Origin of the sequence: Paraburkholderia sp. IMGN_8 (genome assembly GCF_038050405.1) — a bacterium.
Classification (GTDB): Bacteria; Pseudomonadota; Gammaproteobacteria; order Burkholderiales; family Burkholderiaceae; genus Paraburkholderia.
In genome coordinates, this window is sequence record NZ_CP150900.1 from 726,374 (window position 1) to 742,586 (window position 16,213).

The following is a 16,213-nucleotide window of genomic DNA, read 5'->3' on the forward strand; positions in this document are numbered from 1 at the left end:
GCAGCGAGCGCGGCTCAATGCCGCCTCAGCAAACTCCCGCCATACACCAGCGCCGACAGCACGGTGATCCAGAAGCTCGTCGGCCAGTCGGTATAGAACGCCAGAGTCAGACCCAGCCACGCCTGCAATAGTGCGAACACGGCTGCGAGCACGAGACCGGTCGAGAGCCGTGTCGTCATGTTCTGCGCAGCGGCGGCCGGGCCGACCATCAGCGTGAACACCAGCAGCACGCCGACGATCTGCGTACACGCCGCTACCGCCAGCGCCGCGATCGCCAGAAACAGCACCGACACCAGACGCAACGACACGCCCTTGGCTTCGGCCAGTTCCGGCTGCAACGAAGCGAACAGCAACGGCCGCATGATCGCCGCGAGCGCCAGCAAACTGACGACGCCCAGACCCGCGAGCACGCCGAGGGTCGACGCATTCACGCCGAGCACATTGCCGAACAGCAGTGCGGTGACTTGCGTCGCGTACGCGGTGAAGAAGTGCAGGAACAGCAAACCGAAGCCGAGCGACAGCGACAGGATCACGCCGATCGCCACATCGCGTCCGGCAAGCCGCTCGCCGAGCGCGCCCATGCCGATGCCCGCGGCCAGCGTGAAGCCGATCATCCCCCAGATCGGCGAAATGCCGATCAGCACCGCACCGGTCGCGCCCGTGAAGCCGACATGCGATAGCGCGTGACCCGCGAAGGTCTGTCCGCGTATCACCAGAAAATAGCCGACCACCCCCGACAGCACCGCGACGATCCCCGACGCCGCGAACGCGTTCACCATGAAATCGTATTCAAACATCGTGCGTGTGTCCGTCGCGTGAGTCGTGGGTGTGTGAGTGGCTGTGCGCGTGGCCATGGCCACCGTTTTCGTCGTGTTCGTGCTCGTGATCGTGCTTTTCGACTTCGACGTCGCCCGACATCACGAAGATGCGGCCGTTCACGCGCATCACTTCGATCGGCGAACCGTACAGACGCGACAATACGGGTTTGGTAATCACCTCATCGACGGTGCCGAGCGCGGCGACACCGCTGCCCAGATACAGCACGCGATCGAGCGAGTTCAGCAGCGGATTCAGTTCATGCGCCGAGAACAGCACAGCGATGCCGAGTTCCTGCTGCACGCGCCGCACCAGTTCGACCACGCTCTTCTGATGATGCGGATCGAGACTGATTAGCGGTTCGTCGAGCAGCAGCAGTTCGGGATTGCCGAGCAGGCATTGCGCGAGCAGCAGACGCTGACGCTCGCCCCCCGATAGTTCCGACAACGGCCGCGCGGCCAGCGCACGGCCGCCGACCAGGTCCAGCACCCGCTCGACATCCGCGCGGGTTTTGCTGTCCGCGTGCGGCACGCCCCACCGGTGGCCGTCGGCGGCCATCGCCACGAAATCGCGGCCACGCACGCGGCGGCCTGCCAGCGCGCTACGCGTCTGCGGCATATAGCCAATCGACGCATTGCCGCGCTCGACCGGTTGCCCCAGCACGCGGATCGCGCCGCTGACCGCCGGTACGAGACCGAGCACGGCGCGCATCAGCGTCGTCTTGCCCGCGCCGTTCGGCCCGAGCACGCCGATGAATTCGCCCTGGTTGACCACGAAGCCGGTGTCGCGCAGGATCGTGCGTCCACCGAGTTCCAGCGTCACGTGCTCGAGTTCGAGCACGGGCGCGCCGGTTGGTGCATTCGCTGGCGCGCTGCGGCCAGTCACATTCATTGCGTTTTTCCTTTGCTGGCTGAGGCGCCCTGGCTGGCTCCGCTTGCATCGCCCGCGGCCAGCGCCGTGGAGAGCGCGTCGAGCTGCGTCAGCATCCACGTCTGATAGGTCTTGCCGGCTGGCTCGGTTTCGGTGACGCTCATGGCCGGCACCTTCGATTGTTGCGCAAGCTTCAACATGCGTTTGGTCAGGGCCTCGGTTGCCTGGCTGTTATAGATCAGAACGCGCACGCGCTTTTCGCGCAGATCGCGTTCGAACGCGGCGATATCGGCCGCGCTTGCTTCGGTGTTGTTCATCGTCGCCAGCTGGAAGCGCAGGTTGCGCATCGTCAGGCCCACCGCGTCCGACATATAGCCGAACACCGGCTCGGTCGCCGTCACCGGTACGCCCGCATAGTGCGCATGCAGTTCGGCGACCTTGGCGTCGATCGGTTTGAGCGAATCGAGAAACTTCGCGAGGTTCGCATCGTACGCCGACTTGTGCGCCGGGTCAGACGCGACGAGCGCCGCGCTCACCGCGCGGGCCACCGCGGGCATGGTCGACGGTTCGTACCACAGGTGCGGATTATCGCCGCTCTTCTTGCCGACGAGCTCGGCGGCGACGATCGTGGTGCGCTTCGCGTTCTTCGAGGCGGCGAGCAGCTTGGCCATCCACGGATCGTAATCGGCGCCGTTGTAGACCACAAGGCTCGCATGCTGCAACGCGCGCGCTGTCTTCGGGCTGGCTTCGAACAGATGCGGGTCCTGATCGGGGTTGCTGAGGATACTCGTCACGTCGACCCGGTCGCCGCCCAGTTGCTGCACCACGTCGCCGTAGAAGTTTTCCGCCGCGACCACCGGGATTTTCGCGTCGGCGGCAAACGCGCCATGACCGAGTGCGAGCGCCGCGGCGCCCATGGCCACGTACTTCGACAGCTTCAGCGCACGGCGCGCCGCGTTCCACATCGAGTCGATTTTTTTCATCGTTGTTCCCTGTTGCGTGAGAGTTGAATGAACCACAAACGTTAGGAATGGCGGGCGCCCGCGCTCATCGCAGTGCGCTGCCGGGCTTGGCGGCGTGGGCGCATGCCGCGCACAGGCCGCTCAGTTCGACCACCTGGCGGTGCACTTCGAAGCCGTGCGCCGGCGCGCTAAGCGACAGTTGCTCGGCGAGTTCGCCGCCTGGAATCTCGACGGTCGCTCCGCACCGGTCGCAGATCAGAAACTGGCTGCGATGCGGTACCCCGACTTCGCAGCAGGCAAAAAACGCATTCTTCGATTCGATCCGATGAACGAAGCCGTGCTCGAGCAGAAAATCCAGCGCGCGGTAGACGGTGGTGGGCGGCATGCGACCGCGCTGCGGTTCAAGGGCATCCAGCAGTTCATAGGCGCCGACCGGCCGGTCGCTGGCGACGATCGCGGCGTACACCTGGCGGCGCAGCGGCGTGAGCGCGAGGCCGTGCAGGGCAGCGTGCGCTTCGGCATGCGCGAGCCGCACGGCGTGGTGTTCTGCAATCGTGGTAGCCATCAGCGCGGACCTCCTGACGAACGGGCAAGGCTTCGAAGCGAAGCAAGGTCGAAATGATATAACGTATCTCGAATTTTTGTCAGCGCATTGAGCAGAAAGCAGATCGGCCGTTCGCGGTTTCTTGTATTAGCGTCTATCGGGCTGGAGACGAGGCGCTGAATTCCTGCCGCGCTGCACCATCGAAATCTGCTCGTGCGGCTTGACATGACCCGGTGCGTATCCGATCATTCGATCACAAACAGAGCAATTGTTCGCGCAATGAGCGTTCGCTCACTGTGCTTCAAGAAGCAAAACGAACCGGAGACAAGCGGTGGCAGCACGATTGCAAGACAAGGTGGCCATTCTGACGGGCGCGGCAAGCGGAATCGGTGAAGCCGTGGCCCGGCGATATCTGGATGAAGGCGCGCGCGTCGTACTGGTCGACGTGAAGCCGGCCGGCAGTTTCGGCGAAGCGCTGCTCGCCAGCCACGCCGACCGGGTCCTCACCGTCAGCGCTGATGTGACGCGTCGCGACGATATCGAACGCATTGTCGCGAGTACGCTCGCGCGCTTCGGCCAGATCGACATCCTGTTCAACAATGCGGCGCTGTTCGATATGCGCCCGATCCTCGACGAATCCTGGGACGTGTTCGACCGCCTCTTCGCGGTCAACGTGAAGGGCATGTTCTTCCTGATGCAAGCCGTGGCCCAGAAGATGGTCGAGCAGGGCCGTGGCGGCAAGATCATTAATATGTCGTCGCAAGCCGGGAGGCGTGGCGAGGCGCTGGTGTCGCACTACTGCGCGACCAAAGCAGCCGTGCTCAGCTATACGCAATCCGCTGCGCTGGCGCTCGCGCCGCACAAGATCAATGTGAACGGCATCGCGCCGGGTGTCGTCGATACGCCGATGTGGAACGAGGTCGACGCGCTCTTCGCCCGCTATGAAAACCGGCCGCTTGGCGAGAAGAAGCGCCTTGTCGGTGAAGCGGTGCCGCTCGGCCGCATGGGCGTGCCGGACGATCTGACCGGCGCCGCACTGTTTCTCGCGTCGGCGGACGCCGACTACATCACCGCGCAAACTCTGAATGTCGACGGCGGCAACTGGATGAGTTGAACGCGGCTCATCGAACCAACCTGGAACACACGGCAGAACACACGCAGCATCACATAACGTACGAGAAAGGAGACAAGACATGAAACCAGCTCTCAAATCCGCCCTGAAGGCGGTTAGTGCCGGCGCAGTCGCATGCGCCGCGTTGAACGCCTCGGCGGGCACGGTGACGATCGCGACGTTGAACAATCCGGACATGATCGAACTGAAGAAGCTGTCGCCCGCTTTCGAGCAGGCGAATCCGGACATCAAGCTGAACTGGGTGATTCTCGAAGAGAACGTGCTGCGTCAGCGCGCCACCACCGACATCACCACCGGCAGCGGCCAGTTCGACGTGATGACGATCGGCGCGTACGAAACGCCGCAATGGGGCAAGCGCGGCTGGCTCGCGCCGCTCACCGGCCTGCCCGCCGATTACGATCTGAACGACGTCGTGAAGACGGCCCGCGACGGCCTCTCCACTGGCGGCCAGTTGTACGCGCTGCCGTTCTACGTCGAAAGCTCGATGACGTACTACCGCAAAGACCTGTTCGCGGCGAAGGGCCTGAAGATGCCCGATCAGCCGACTTATGAGCAGATCGCGCAATTCGCCGACAAACTCACCGACAAAGCCAACGGCATGTACGGCATCTGCCTGCGCGGCAAGGCGGGCTGGGGCGAAAACATGGCGTATGGCACGACTGTGGTGAACACCTTCGGCGGCCGCTGGTTCGACGAGAAATGGAATGCGCAGCTCACGTCGCCGGAATGGAAGAAGGCGATCACGTTCTACGTCGATCTGCTGAAAAAAGACGGTCCTCCGGGAGCGAGCTCGAACGGCTTCAACGAGAACCTCACGCTGATGTCGTCGGGCAAGTGCGCGATGTGGATCGACGCGACGGTGGCGGCCGGCATGCTCTATAACAAGCAGCAATCGCAGATCGCGGACAAGGTCGGCTTCGCCGCCGCGCCGATTGCGGTCACGCCGAAGGGTTCGCACTGGTTGTGGGCGTGGGCGCTGGCGATTCCGAAGTCGTCGAAGCAGCCGGATGCGGCGAAGAAGTTCATCACGTGGGCGACCTCGAAGCAGTACATCGAACTGGTGGCGAAGGACGAGGGCTGGGCTTCGGTGCCGCCGGGAACGCGTCACTCGACGTACGCGCGTCCTGAGTACAAACAGGCCGCACCGTTCGGCGATTTCGTGCTGAAGGCGATCGAAACGGCTGACCCGGATCATCCGACGCTGAAGCCCGTGCCGTACACCGGTGTGCAGTTCGTCGGCATTCCTGAGTTCCAGTCGTTCGGCACGGTGGTCGGTCAGAGCATCTCCGGCGCGATTGCCGGACAGATGACGGTCGATCAGGCGCTGGCGGCCGGTCAGGCAACCGCCGACCGCGCGGTAAAACAGGCCGGTTATCAGAAGTAAGCCGCGCTGTAGGCAACCGAGTAACGTGAAACGCGCCGGCTGACACCCGTCAGCCGGCTCACGCAGCACAGCGGGCCGTCCCGCCGGCCCGCGCATTACCGAACAGGTGGTCAATCATGCGTCCTCTGCGCCTGCCTCTCATGCATGCCCATCCCCAGACAGAAAAAGAACGCGAAGTCAGTCAGGCCAATTCCGCTCGCTGGTTAGTCTCGCCGTCCGTCGGCGTACTGGTGCTGTGGATGGCGATTCCGCTCGCGATGACAATCTGGTTTTCGTTCTCGCGCTACAACCTGTTGAATCCGGATCTCAAAGGCTTCGCCGGTTTCGACAACTACAAATATCTCGCCAGCGATCCGTCGTTCGGCCCGTCGATCGGGCACACGCTCGAACTGATTGTCTCGGTGCTGGTGATCACGGTGGTCGGCGGCGTGCTCATGGCGATCCTGTTCGACCGCAAGTTCTACGGTCAAGGCGTCGCGCGGTTGCTCGCCATCGCGCCGTTCTTCGTGATGCCGACCGTGAGCGCGCTGATCTGGAAGAACATGATCCTGCATCCGGTGTACGGCCTGGTCGCGAGCGGCATGCGTGCGATGGGCATGCAGCCGATCGACTGGTTCGCCGACTATCCGCTTACCGCTGTGATCATGATCGTCGCGTGGCAGTGGCTGCCGTTCGCGTTCCTGATTCTGTTCACCGCGATCCAGTCGCTCGATCAGGAGCAGAAAGAAGCGGCGCGCATCGACGGCGCGGGTCCGTTCTCGATGTTCTTCTACATCACGCTGCCTCACCTGAGACGGGCGATCGCGGTGGTGGTGATGATGGAAACGATTTTCCTGCTGTCGATCTTCGCCGAAATCTATACGACCACGGGCGGCGGTCCGGGCACCGCGACCACCAACCTGTCGTACCTGATCTACTCGTTGGGCCTGCAGCAGTTCGACGTCGGTCTGGCGTCCGCGGGCGGCATTCTCGCTGTCGTGCTGGCTAACATCGTGTCGTTCTTCCTCGTGCGGATGCTCGCGAAGAACCTGAAAGGGGAGTACGAAAAATGAGCCACGTTGCCTCTACGCCGGCGTCGAGCACGGCGCCCGCTGCTGCCGTCACCGTGCCGGCCAAGTCGCCGTTCGACGCGATTCGCCGCGGCATTCCCGGCGTGATCGCCTGGCTGGTCGCGCTGCTCCTGTTCTTCCCGATCTTCTGGATGACGATCACCGCGTTCAAGACCGAGCAGCAGGCCTATTCGTCGTCGCTGTTCTTCATTCCGACGCTCGATAGTTTTCGTGAGGTGTTCGCGCGCAGCAATTACTTTTCGTTCGCGTGGAATTCGGTGCTGATCTCGGCGGGCGTCACGGTGCTGTGCCTGATTCTCGCCGTGCCGGCCGCGTACGCGATGGCGTTCTTTCCGACGCGCCGCACGCAGAAAGTGCTGCTGTGGATGCTGTCGACCAAGATGATGCCGTCGGTCGGCGTGCTGGTGCCGATCTATCTGCTGTGGAAAAACAGCGGACTGCTCGATACGGTGTCGGGTCTCGTGATCGTCTACACACTGATCAATCTGCCGATTGCGGTGTGGATGTCGTTCACGTACTTCGCCGAAATTCCGCGCGACATTCTCGAAGCCGGGCGTATCGACGGCGCCGCGACCTGGCAGGAAATCGTCTATCTGCTGATGCCGATGTCGCTGCCGGGGCTCGCCTCGACAGCGCTCCTGCTGGTGATCCTGTCGTGGAACGAAGCGTTCTGGAGCATCAACCTGTCGAGTTCGCACGCCGCGCCGCTGACCGTGTTCATCGCGTCGTATTCGAGTCCTGAGGGTCTGTTCTGGGCCAAGCTGTCCGCGGCTTCGTTGCTGGCGGTCGCGCCGATCCTGATCGTCGGCTGGTTGTCGCAGAAGCAACTGGTGCGTGGCCTCACCTTCGGGGCGGTCAAATGACGGCAGGCACGAATGGAGGTCAGTTCGCGCTGATCTGCGATTGCGACGGCGTGCTGATCGACAGCGAAGCCGTGGCGGCGCACATGCTGGTGCACGAACTGGAAGCGCGCTGGCCCGATACCGACGTCGAGCCGGTGGTGCTGCCGCTGCTCGGTTTGCGCATCGAGAAGGTGCTGCAAGGCACGGCGACGCAGCTCGGCAAAAGCCTGTCCGCCGACGATATCGACGCGATCCGGCGGGCCGTGGAAGCGGCGGCGATGCAGGCGTCCACGGTCGAGGGCATCGAGGTCGCTCTGGCGCAAGTGCCGTTGACCAAAGGGTGCGCGAGCAACAGCTTCCGGCCGTATGTGGAGTCGGTGCTGGCGCGCACCGGCCTTGTCAGATTTTTCGGCGATCGCATTTTTTGCGCCGACGCGGTACCGAATCCGAAGCCCGCGCCCGACGTTTATCTGGCCGCGGCGCGAGGTCTCGGTCTGGCGCCCTCGGCATGCCTCGTGGTCGAAGACAGCGTCACGGGTGTGACGGCAGCGACCGCTGCGGGCATGACGGTGCTGGGCTTCATCGGCGGCGGTCATGCAAGCGATGCGCAGATCGACGCGTTGCATGCGGCCGGCGCGCGTCACGTATTCGACGACATGCAGCAGTTGCCGGAACTGGTCGCGCAATGGACGCTGAGCGCGACAGCGGCCACGCCCTGAGGGCGATAAAAACCGCAGCATATCCAACGAATCCACGCAGCTAGAGCAACGAAAACGCAACACACAGCATTACACGGAGACACATCATGGCAAGCCTGACTCTGCGCAATATCGCGAAGCGCTACGACGACAACGAAGTGATGCGCGACATCAATCTCGACATCGCGGACGGCGAGTTCGTCGTGTTCGTGGGCCCGAGCGGTTGCGGTAAATCGACGCTGATGCGGATGATCGCCGGCCTCGAAGACATCAGCGCCGGCGATCTGACCATCGACGGTACGCGCGTGAACGACGTGCCGCCCGCCAAGCGCGGCATCGCGATGGTGTTCCAGTCGTACGCGCTGTATCCGCACATGACGCTGTATGACAACATGGCGTTCGGCCTGAAACTCGCGGGCACCAGGAAGCCCGAGATCGATGTGGCGGTGCGCAATGCGGCGAAGATCCTGCACATCGACCATCTGCTGGATCGCAAGCCGAAGCAGCTCTCGGGCGGTCAGCGTCAGCGCGTCGCGATCGGCCGCGCGATTACCCGCAAGCCGAAGGTGTTCCTGTTCGACGAACCGCTGTCGAACCTCGACGCCGCGCTGCGCGTGAAGATGCGCCTCGAATTCGCGCGTCTGCACGACGAATTGAAGACGACCATGATCTACGTGACGCACGATCAGGTCGAGGCGATGACGCTGGCCGACAAGATCGTCGTGCTGTCGGCGGGGAACGTCGAGCAGGTCGGCAGCCCGACGATGCTCTATCACGCGCCGGCCAACCGTTTCGTCGCGGGCTTCATCGGCTCGCCGAAGATGAATTTCATGGATGGTGTGGTGCAGTCGGTGTCGCGTGACGGCGTCACGGTGCTCTATGAAACCGGCGAGACGCAGCGCGTCGCGGTGGAACCGTCCACCGTCAAGCAGGGCGACAAGGTGACGGTCGGGATTCGTCCGGAGCATCTGCATGTCGGCACGACCGAAGACGGCGTCTCGGCCCGCACGATGGCAGTCGAGTCGCTCGGCGACGCCGCCTATCTGTACGCGGAATCGAGCGTCGCGCCGGATGGGTTGATTGCGCGGATTCCGCCGCTCGATCGCCAGTCGAAAGGCGCGACGCAGAAACTCGGCGCGACGCCGGAGCACTGCCATCTGTTCGACAGCGAAGGGAAAGCCTTCCAGCGCAAGATCGTCGAAGTGTTGGCCGCGTGACGACGGGGAAAGCGGCGGACGCGCCGCTTTCTTTTTTCAACCACGCTCAGAATCACGGAAGGCTTGCCGGTTCGGTAGGCACAGGTCGCACAGGTCAGCGCCGCGTTCAGGCTTCGAGCGCCGCGCGTGCGCACAGTTCGTCCGTCACGAGTCCCGACAGCCAGCCGCCTTTCAATACCGCAATCACCGCTTCGCGCTTGCGCGCACCGCCGGCAAAGCCGATGGTCGGGCGCTTGGGCGGAGTGTCGAGCGCGATGCTGGTGACGCGCCGGCCGGTCGGCGATTCGACGTGTGCGCCGGCGGCGTCGATCGGCAGGCCGAGCATTTCGGCGACCGCGCCGTTCTGCATCAACTCCTTCACTTCCGCCGACGTAATAAAGCCGTCTTCATGCAGCGGACATTTCGGCCCGATATTGCCGATGCCGACAAACGCGACATCCGCCTGAGCCGACAGCGATTCGACGATCCGGTACAGCCGGTGATTGCACCACTGCGCGCGTTCGGCTTCGCTGTCGGCGAGCAGCGGCGCGGGCAGCAGAAAATGCTTGCCGCCGGTCTTCTCGGAAATGTGCAGCGCGACGTCGTAGCGGTTCGAGGAGCCGTCCGAGGCGATCGCCCCGACCATCGATACCAACCGGTGCTGCGGACGCTCCAGCTGCGCGATCTGATCGACCGCGGCCTTCAGCGTACGGCCGCTGCTGACCGCGACCACCATCGGCTTTTCCTCGACGAGATAGCGCTCCATCACCTGGGCGCCGGCTACCGCCAGCTTGCGGTTGACTTCCTCCGTCGTGTCGCTGTCGATCGGCACCACTTCGCACATGCTCAGGCCGTAGCGCTTTGACAGCTGATCGGCGAGCGCGAGGCAATCGGCCAGTTGATGATCGACCCGCACGCGAATCAGATTCTTCTCCACCGCGAAGGCGACCAGCCGTTGCGCGACCGGGCGTGACACCTGCAGTTTCTCGGCGATTTCGTTCTGGGTATTGCCGGCGACGTAGTAAAGCCACGCGGCGCGCGTGGCGAGGTCGAGTTTTTCGGTGGACTTGGGCACGGTGACGTTTCGCTTTTAGTGCGCCGATGATAGCAGCCGGTGTTCGCATCGCAGCGTATCGCAACGCGAACCCGGCTACGGTTTTCCGGGTTAGGCGAGCGGCTTCCGCGCCGGCTCGAACAGCGGCCGCACGTGGCGGTAGAGCGCGCGATACGCTTCGAGGCGCGTGCGCAACTCAGCATGCCGTTGCGGGTTCGGCGTGAACTCCTTTTCGATCGGCGGTTTGGTCAGCACCTTGGCGGGGTCGCCGCCGGCCGCCAGCCAGCCAAGGCGAGCCGCGCCCAGCGCCGCGCCGGTTTCGCCACCGCCGTGCTTGCGGGTGGCGGTGTTGAGCGCGTCGGCGAGCAGTTGGGCCCAGTAGTCGCTGCGTGCGCCGCCGCCGAGCAGCGAGAGCGCCTTCGCCTCGGTGCCTGCCGCGCGCAACGCGTCGAGGCCGTCGGTCAATGCGAGCGTGACGCCTTCGAGCACCGCATAGCCGAGCAACGCGCGATCGGTCGCGTGGTTCATGCCGAAGAACACGCCTTGGGCATACGGATCGTTATGCGGTGTGCGTTCGCCCGAGAGATACGGCAGGAATAGCGGCGCGGTGTTCAACGCGGCGGGCGCGAGCGCCTCGATTTCGGCGAGCAGCGTCGGTTCGTCGGTGGAGGTGAGCTTGCAGACCCAGCGCAGACAACTCGCCGCCGACAACACCACGCTCATCTGATGCCAGCGATCCGGAATCGCGTGGCAGAACGCGTGCACCGCGGAGGCCGGATTCGGTCTGAAACTATCGCCGACCACGCACAGCACGCCCGACGTGCCGAGCGACACGAAGCCGTCGCCCGGTTGCGTCGCGCCGATGCCGATCGCGCTGGTCGCATTGTCGCCGCCGCCGGCCGCGACGATCACGCCGTCGCTCAGGCCGAATTCGCGTGCCACTTCGGGCAGCAGGGTGCCGGACGGCTCGCTGCCTTCGCACAGGCTCGGCATCTGCGCGCGCGTCATGTCACAGGCGGCGAGCAGCGAATCGGACCAGTCGCGTTTGGCGACGTCGAGCCACAACGTGCCGGCCGCATCCGATGGATCGGAGACCTTGCCGCCGGTCAGTTGCAGACGCAGGTAATCTTTCGGCAGCAGCACGCAGGCGGTCTGCGCGAAGATTTCCGGTTCATGACGCGCAACCCATAGCAGCTTCGGCGCGGTGAACCCCGGCATCGCCAGATTGCCCGCGACGCTGTGCAGTTCCGGTGCGCGCTCGGTCAGTTCCGCACACTCCTTGTCGCTGCGCATGTCGTTCCATAGGATCGCGGGCCGCAGTACGCGGTCTTGCGCGTCGAGCAGCACGGCGCCGTGCATCTGCCCCGAGAGGCCGATGCCGCGGATCTGCGCGAATTCGTCGGGATGTCTGGCGCGCAAGGCCGCTAATGCCGTGCGCGTGCCGGCCCACCAGTCCGCGGGATTCTGTTCGGCCCAACGCTGATGCGGGCGCGAAACGGTAAAGGGTGAGCCTGCGGTGCCGATCACGCGTCCATTGGAGGCGAGCAGCAGGACTTTCACTTCGGACGTGCCGAGGTCGATGCCAAGATACATGGGCGCGGAACCTTCGTCGTTAGAGATGCGCTACTTTAGCCGCACATGGCGGGCGGTGCCATGCGCATTAAGCCTGGCACCGTGGCGAGTTGATGCGGCGCCAGCCGCGGCGCTGGTCGCCGCGCTAGCCGCCGCATTAGTCGTCACATTAGCCGTCGCGTTGAATCAAGCCGCGCCGCGTTTGCCGAGCCATACGTCGGCGCGCGCCAATGCGCCCGCCAACACCGATTCCAGTTCGGGCGTCTGCGCCATGCTGCCCCACAGCAGCCGGTCCGCGGCGAACGCCTGCAACGGATCCGGCGCCGCAAAAAAGCCACGCGCGACGCGCTCGTCCATCACGCCATCCTGATACGCATACGGCAGCTTGCCGGCCTGCCAGCGGTCGAGGAAGCGGAAGAACAACGCCGGCAGCATCGCAGTCGCCGCCGGTGCGACGCCGCGCTCGAAGCATTCGGCGAGCGTCGGCGCGATAAAGCCGGGGAGCTTCGAAAAGCCGTCGGCCGCGACGCGTTGATTGGTGTCCTGGATATACGGATTGCTGAAGCGTTCGAGCACCACGTCGCGATAGCGTTCGAGATCGAGCGGACTCGGCGTGAGGCACGGGATCACGTCTTCGGTCACGTAATCGAAGGCGAATTGGCGAATGTCCGGGTCCAGCGTGCCTTCGTGGATGTAGTTCAGCCCGACCAGCGTGCCCGCCCACGCGATGCAGCTATGCGTCGCGTTGAGAATACGGATCTTGGCTTCCTCGTATGGCATCACGGAGTCGACCAGTTCCGCGCCAACCTTTTCCCAGGCTGGACGTCCAGCAATAAACCGGTCTTCGATCACCCATTGGATGAATGCCTCGCCCATCACCGGGCACGCGTCGTCCACACCGGTGGCGGCTTTGACGCGTTCGCGCACGTCCGGGGTGGGGCGCGGCGTAATGCGATCGACCATCGAACTGGGGCACAGGGTGTTGTCGTCGAACCATTGCGCCAGTTCTTGCGCGCCGCGCCGTTCGAGAAACTCGCTCATCCCGGCGTGAAAACGCTCGCCGTTGCTGCGCAGGTTGTCGCAGGTTTGCAGCGTGACCGGACCGGCGCCGCGCTTCATGCGCGCGTCGAGAATCGCCGCGAGCGCGCCGTAGATCGTGGTGTGGCCGCCTTTCAGATCGGCGGCGAGATCGGCGTTGGCAGTGTCGAGTTCGTCCCGTTCGTCGAGGTAATAGCCGCCCTCGGTGACGGTGAACGCGATGATCTTGCAGGCCGGATCGGCGCCCGCTTCGATCAGCGCATCGAGACTCTCGGACCACGGCACCACGCGCTCGATCGAACGAATCGTCTCGTACGCGCGTTCGCCCTGCGGCGTGACGGTCTCGAGCGTATAGGCGCCTTTTTGCGCGGCAAGCGCATCGAGTACCACGTTCATGTCGCTGCGAATATTGCCGACCGTTAGCGACCAATGCGGCTCGCCGGCCGGCCGCGCCTCGTTCAATCGGTGGAGGTACCACGCCTGATGCGCGCGATGGAACGATCCCGCGCCGATGTGCAGGATCACGTGTGCGGCCGCGCCGCTTCCTTGCCCGCTGTTCATGTGCGTCTCCTGAATGTCCTTGACCGCACGGCTCGGAGCGTGCGTTTTTCTTGAGTGGAGCATTTGCTCTATCTGTGAGCGAATGATCGTACCCGCCGAAACGAAAGTCAAGGCGACGTGAACGGCTTTTCGTGGCGCAGCGCGGCGTGGCGGGGTTTCTGGCAGCATGGGCTGTCACGCAACGCGTTACGGGTCGCGTCTGAGCGAGCCTGTTGCATTGCATCAAATTTGACTTGAAGCGCGCCAGGACTAACCCGAGTGCAAAAAAGTATCGGTCCGCGGTTTCATTTTCAGTGGTGGATAACGCGTGAGAAGTCTACTTTTCGCTATACAAGATGAAGATCAGCGGCGCCTCAGTGAGCCGCTTCATGGAGGAAGGAGACGCGATGCAACCGGATCTCGAAATCGTTGCCGTACGCCGCGACGAATCGTTCAAAGTGTGGTCGCACGGCTATCCGTATCGCACGGTGCGCTGGCACTTTCACCCCGAATACGAAATCCATCTGATCGTGGCGACGACGGGCAAGATGTTCGTCGGTGACCATATCAGCGGCTTTGCGCCCGGCAACCTGGTGTTGATGGGCCCGAACCTGCCGCATAACTGGGTCAGCGACGTGCCGGAAGGCGAGACCATCGCGCAGCGCAATCTGGTTGTGCAATTCAGCCAGGAATTCGTGTCGGGCTGTCTCGAGCGTTTTCCGGAATGGCGTCAGGTCGAAGCACTGCTCGCCGATTCTCGCCGCGGCGTGTCGTTCGGCGCTCAAACGAGCGCGGCGATCCAGCCGCTATTCCTCGAATTGCTGGCGGCGCGCGGGCTGCGCCGTCTCGTGCTGTTCATGTCGATGCTGGAAATACTGATGAACGCGGAGGATCGCGAGACGCTCGCGAGCCCTGCGTACCAGGCCGATCCAACGGGCTTCGCGTCGACCCGCATCAATCACGCGTTGTCGTATATCGGCAAGAACCTCGCGGGCGAGTTGCGCGAGTCGGATCTGGCGCAGCTCGCCGGGCAGAGCGTCAGCGCGTTTTCACGTTACTTCCGCCGTCATACCGGGCTGCCGTTCGTGCAGTACGTGAACCGGATGCGCATCAATCTCGCGTGCCAGTTGCTCACGGACGATGACCTGAGCGTGACCGATATCTGCTTCAAGGCGGGCTTTAACAATCTGTCGAATTTCAATCGACAGTTTCTCGCGGTCAAGGGCATGGCGCCTTCGAAGTTTCGCCGCTATCAGCAACTGAACGACGCGAGCCGCGACGCTTCCGAAGAAGCGGCGGCGCGCGGCGCGGGCATCGACGATGCACCCGCGATCGTGCCGTCGCCAGGTTTGCCTCGCACTGCAGCCGCCGCTTATCCACCGACGTAGCCATACGTAGCCCCGCCTAAGCAATAAGCCGAAGCGTTTCATTTCACCCGCGTTTCAACACGCATCGCGCTGTTCCGGACAGCGTGAGGGGCGTGCTTACTTTTAAATAACGGAGACAACCATGATGCAATTCCATTTCACTTCGAAGCAGGCATCGTTGAAGGCATTCGCGACGCTCGCGCTCGGCCTGTCGTTCATCGCCGCGCCTGCGGCACAAGCCACGCCGTTGAAAATCGGCATGACGTTCCAGGAGCTGAACAACCCGTACTTCGTGACGATGCAAAAGGCGTTGAACGACGCGGCGGGGACGATGGGCGCAACGGTGGTCGTCACCGACGCGCATCACGACGTCAGCAAACAGGTCAGCGACGTCGAAGACATGCTGCAAAAGAAGATCGACATCCTGCTCGTGAATCCGACCGATTCGACTGGCATTCAGTCGGCGGTGAGCTCGGCGAAGAAGGCGGGCGTGGTGGTGGTTGCGGTCGATGCGAACGCGAACGGTCCAGTCGATTCGTTCGTTGGCTCGAAGAACTTCGACGCGGGGCAGATGGCGTGCGAGTACCTGGCGAAGTCGATTGGCGGCAGCGGTGAAGTGGCGATTCTCGACGGCATTCCGGTCGTGCCGATTCTCGAACGCGTGCGCGGCTGCAAGGCGGCGCTCGCGAAAGTGCCGGGCGTGAAACTCGTCGATACGCAGAACGGCAAGCAGGAACGCGCGACAGCACTGTCCGTCACCGAGAACATGATTCAGGCGCATCCGAATCTGAAGGGCGTGTTCAGCGTGAACGACGGCGGCTCGATGGGTGCGCTCTCGGCGATCGAAGCGTCGGGCAAGGATATCAAGCTCACCAGTGTCGACGGTGCGCCGGAAGCGATTGCCGCGATCCAGAAACCGAATTCGAAGTTCGTCGAAACCTCCGCGCAGTTCCCGGCCGACCAGGTGCGCATCGCGCTCGGCGTCGCGTTGGCGAAGAAGTGGGGCGCCAGTGTGCCGAAAGCGATTCCGGTCGACGTGAAGATGGTCGACAAGAGCAATGCGAAGGGCTTCAGCTGGTAAGTCGAGCGCGAGTTGCTGTGCTCTTCCGGAGTGCAGCAGCTCGCCGC

The 16,213-nt window shown here is 63.5% G+C and carries 15 protein-coding genes; 8 read left to right on the top strand and 7 right to left on the bottom strand.

Features of this window, described 5'->3' with window-relative positions; all coding sequences use genetic code 11:
• Positions 1-14: 14 nt before the first annotated feature.
• From WN982_RS03540 to WN982_RS03555, 4 genes are all read right to left on the bottom strand, one after another.
• Complete coding sequence (locus WN982_RS03540; RefSeq protein WP_341314416.1) at positions 15-797, bottom strand: metal ABC transporter permease; 783 nt, start codon at positions 795-797, stop codon at positions 15-17.
• Complete coding sequence (locus WN982_RS03545) at positions 790-1,707, bottom strand: ATP-binding cassette domain-containing protein (RefSeq protein ID WP_341314417.1); 918 nt, start codon at positions 1,705-1,707, stop codon at positions 790-792. The genes WN982_RS03540 and WN982_RS03545 overlap by 8 nt, the downstream gene beginning before the upstream one ends.
• Positions 1,704-2,669 carry a metal ABC transporter solute-binding protein gene (locus WN982_RS03550; RefSeq protein WP_341314418.1) on the bottom strand — a complete coding sequence of 322 codons (966 nt, stop codon included), beginning with the start codon at positions 2,667-2,669 and terminating at the stop codon, positions 1,704-1,706. The genes WN982_RS03545 and WN982_RS03550 overlap by 4 nt, the downstream gene beginning before the upstream one ends.
• 64 nt (positions 2,670-2,733) lie before the next feature.
• Positions 2,734-3,213, bottom strand: a complete 480-nt coding sequence (locus WN982_RS03555; protein ID WP_341314419.1) for a Fur family transcriptional regulator — start codon at positions 3,211-3,213, stop codon at positions 2,734-2,736.
• 310 nt (positions 3,214-3,523) lie between these two features.
• On the opposite strand from WN982_RS03555, the gene WN982_RS03560 reads away from it, so the two are divergent.
• The 6 genes from WN982_RS03560 to ugpC all read left to right on the top strand — a co-directional run bounded on the left by WN982_RS03560 (position 3,524) and on the right by ugpC (position 9,535).
• Entirely contained in the window at positions 3,524-4,306 is a 783-nt protein-coding gene (locus tag WN982_RS03560; RefSeq protein WP_341314420.1) for an L-iditol 2-dehydrogenase, read from the top strand.
• A gap of 79 nt (positions 4,307-4,385) precedes the next feature.
• A complete protein-coding gene (locus WN982_RS03565; RefSeq protein WP_341314421.1) occupies positions 4,386-5,708 on the top strand; it encodes a sugar ABC transporter substrate-binding protein in 1,323 nt (440 codons plus the stop codon).
• A gap of 116 nt (positions 5,709-5,824) precedes the next feature.
• Positions 5,825-6,760, top strand: a complete 936-nt coding sequence (locus WN982_RS03570) for a sugar ABC transporter permease (protein WP_341314422.1) — start codon at positions 5,825-5,827, stop codon at positions 6,758-6,760.
• Positions 6,757-7,641 carry a carbohydrate ABC transporter permease gene (locus tag WN982_RS03575; protein WP_341314423.1) on the top strand — a complete coding sequence of 295 codons (885 nt, stop codon included), beginning with the start codon at positions 6,757-6,759 and terminating at the stop codon, positions 7,639-7,641. Before WN982_RS03570 ends, WN982_RS03575 begins: the two co-directional genes overlap by 4 nt.
• Positions 7,638-8,339: an HAD family phosphatase gene (locus tag WN982_RS03580; protein WP_341314424.1), complete on the top strand. Its 702-nt coding sequence runs from the start codon at positions 7,638-7,640 to the stop codon at positions 8,337-8,339. The genes WN982_RS03575 and WN982_RS03580 overlap by 4 nt, the downstream gene beginning before the upstream one ends.
• Before the next feature lie 86 nt (positions 8,340-8,425).
• Positions 8,426-9,535 (top strand): sn-glycerol-3-phosphate ABC transporter ATP-binding protein UgpC, encoded by a 1,110-nt coding sequence (ugpC, locus tag WN982_RS03585; RefSeq protein ID WP_341314425.1) that lies wholly within the window; start codon positions 8,426-8,428, stop codon positions 9,533-9,535.
• 106 nt (positions 9,536-9,641) lie between these two features.
• On the opposite strand, the gene WN982_RS03590 is transcribed toward ugpC, so the two are convergent.
• The 3 genes from WN982_RS03590 to dalD form a co-directional block, all read right to left on the bottom strand.
• Complete coding sequence (locus WN982_RS03590; protein ID WP_341314426.1) at positions 9,642-10,589, bottom strand: sugar-binding transcriptional regulator; 948 nt, start codon at positions 10,587-10,589, stop codon at positions 9,642-9,644.
• Between the two features lie 90 nt (positions 10,590-10,679).
• Complete coding sequence (gene xylB, locus WN982_RS03595) at positions 10,680-12,161, bottom strand: xylulokinase (RefSeq protein WP_341314427.1); 1,482 nt, start codon at positions 12,159-12,161, stop codon at positions 10,680-10,682.
• A 165-nt stretch (positions 12,162-12,326) separates the two neighbouring features.
• Positions 12,327-13,739 carry a D-arabinitol 4-dehydrogenase gene (dalD, locus tag WN982_RS03600; protein ID WP_341314428.1) on the bottom strand — a complete coding sequence of 471 codons (1,413 nt, stop codon included), beginning with the start codon at positions 13,737-13,739 and terminating at the stop codon, positions 12,327-12,329.
• A gap of 386 nt (positions 13,740-14,125) precedes the next feature.
• Between dalD and WN982_RS03605 the strand changes: the two genes are divergently transcribed.
• Entirely contained in the window at positions 14,126-15,106 is a 981-nt protein-coding gene (locus tag WN982_RS03605) for an AraC family transcriptional regulator (protein WP_341314429.1), read from the top strand.
• Between the two features lie 124 nt (positions 15,107-15,230).
• A complete protein-coding gene (locus WN982_RS03610) occupies positions 15,231-16,166 on the top strand; it encodes a substrate-binding domain-containing protein (protein ID WP_341315706.1) in 936 nt (311 codons plus the stop codon).
• Positions 16,167-16,213: the final 47 nt, after the last annotated feature.

What these genes read in the sequence shown, in the direction of transcription:
- WN982_RS03550 (WP_341314418.1), bottom strand. Translation starts at nt 2,669, where the DNA reads ATGAAAAAAATCGACTCGATGTGGAACGCGGCGCGCCGTGCGCTGAAG.
- xylB (WP_341314427.1), bottom strand. Translation starts at nt 12,161, where the DNA reads ATGTATCTTGGCATCGACCTCGGCACGTCCGAAGTGAAAGTCCTGCTG.
- WN982_RS03555 (WP_341314419.1), bottom strand. Translation starts at nt 3,213, where the DNA reads ATGGCTACCACGATTGCAGAACACCACGCCGTGCGGCTCGCGCATGCC.
- dalD (WP_341314428.1), bottom strand. Translation starts at nt 13,739, where the DNA reads ATGAACAGCGGGCAAGGAAGCGGCGCGGCCGCACACGTGATCCTGCAC.
- WN982_RS03605 (WP_341314429.1), top strand. Translation starts at nt 14,126, where the DNA reads ATGCAACCGGATCTCGAAATCGTTGCCGTACGCCGCGACGAATCGTTC.
- WN982_RS03565 (WP_341314421.1), top strand. Translation starts at nt 4,386, where the DNA reads ATGAAACCAGCTCTCAAATCCGCCCTGAAGGCGGTTAGTGCCGGCGCA.
- WN982_RS03575 (WP_341314423.1), top strand. Translation starts at nt 6,757, where the DNA reads ATGAGCCACGTTGCCTCTACGCCGGCGTCGAGCACGGCGCCCGCTGCT.
- WN982_RS03540 (WP_341314416.1), bottom strand. Translation starts at nt 797, where the DNA reads ATGTTTGAATACGATTTCATGGTGAACGCGTTCGCGGCGTCGGGGATC.
- WN982_RS03570 (WP_341314422.1), top strand. Translation starts at nt 5,825, where the DNA reads ATGCGTCCTCTGCGCCTGCCTCTCATGCATGCCCATCCCCAGACAGAA.
- WN982_RS03580 (WP_341314424.1), top strand. Translation starts at nt 7,638, where the DNA reads ATGACGGCAGGCACGAATGGAGGTCAGTTCGCGCTGATCTGCGATTGC.
- WN982_RS03610 (WP_341315706.1), top strand. Translation starts at nt 15,231, where the DNA reads ATGCAATTCCATTTCACTTCGAAGCAGGCATCGTTGAAGGCATTCGCG.
- ugpC (WP_341314425.1), top strand. Translation starts at nt 8,426, where the DNA reads ATGGCAAGCCTGACTCTGCGCAATATCGCGAAGCGCTACGACGACAAC.
- WN982_RS03545 (WP_341314417.1), bottom strand. Translation starts at nt 1,707, where the DNA reads ATGAATGTGACTGGCCGCAGCGCGCCAGCGAATGCACCAACCGGCGCG.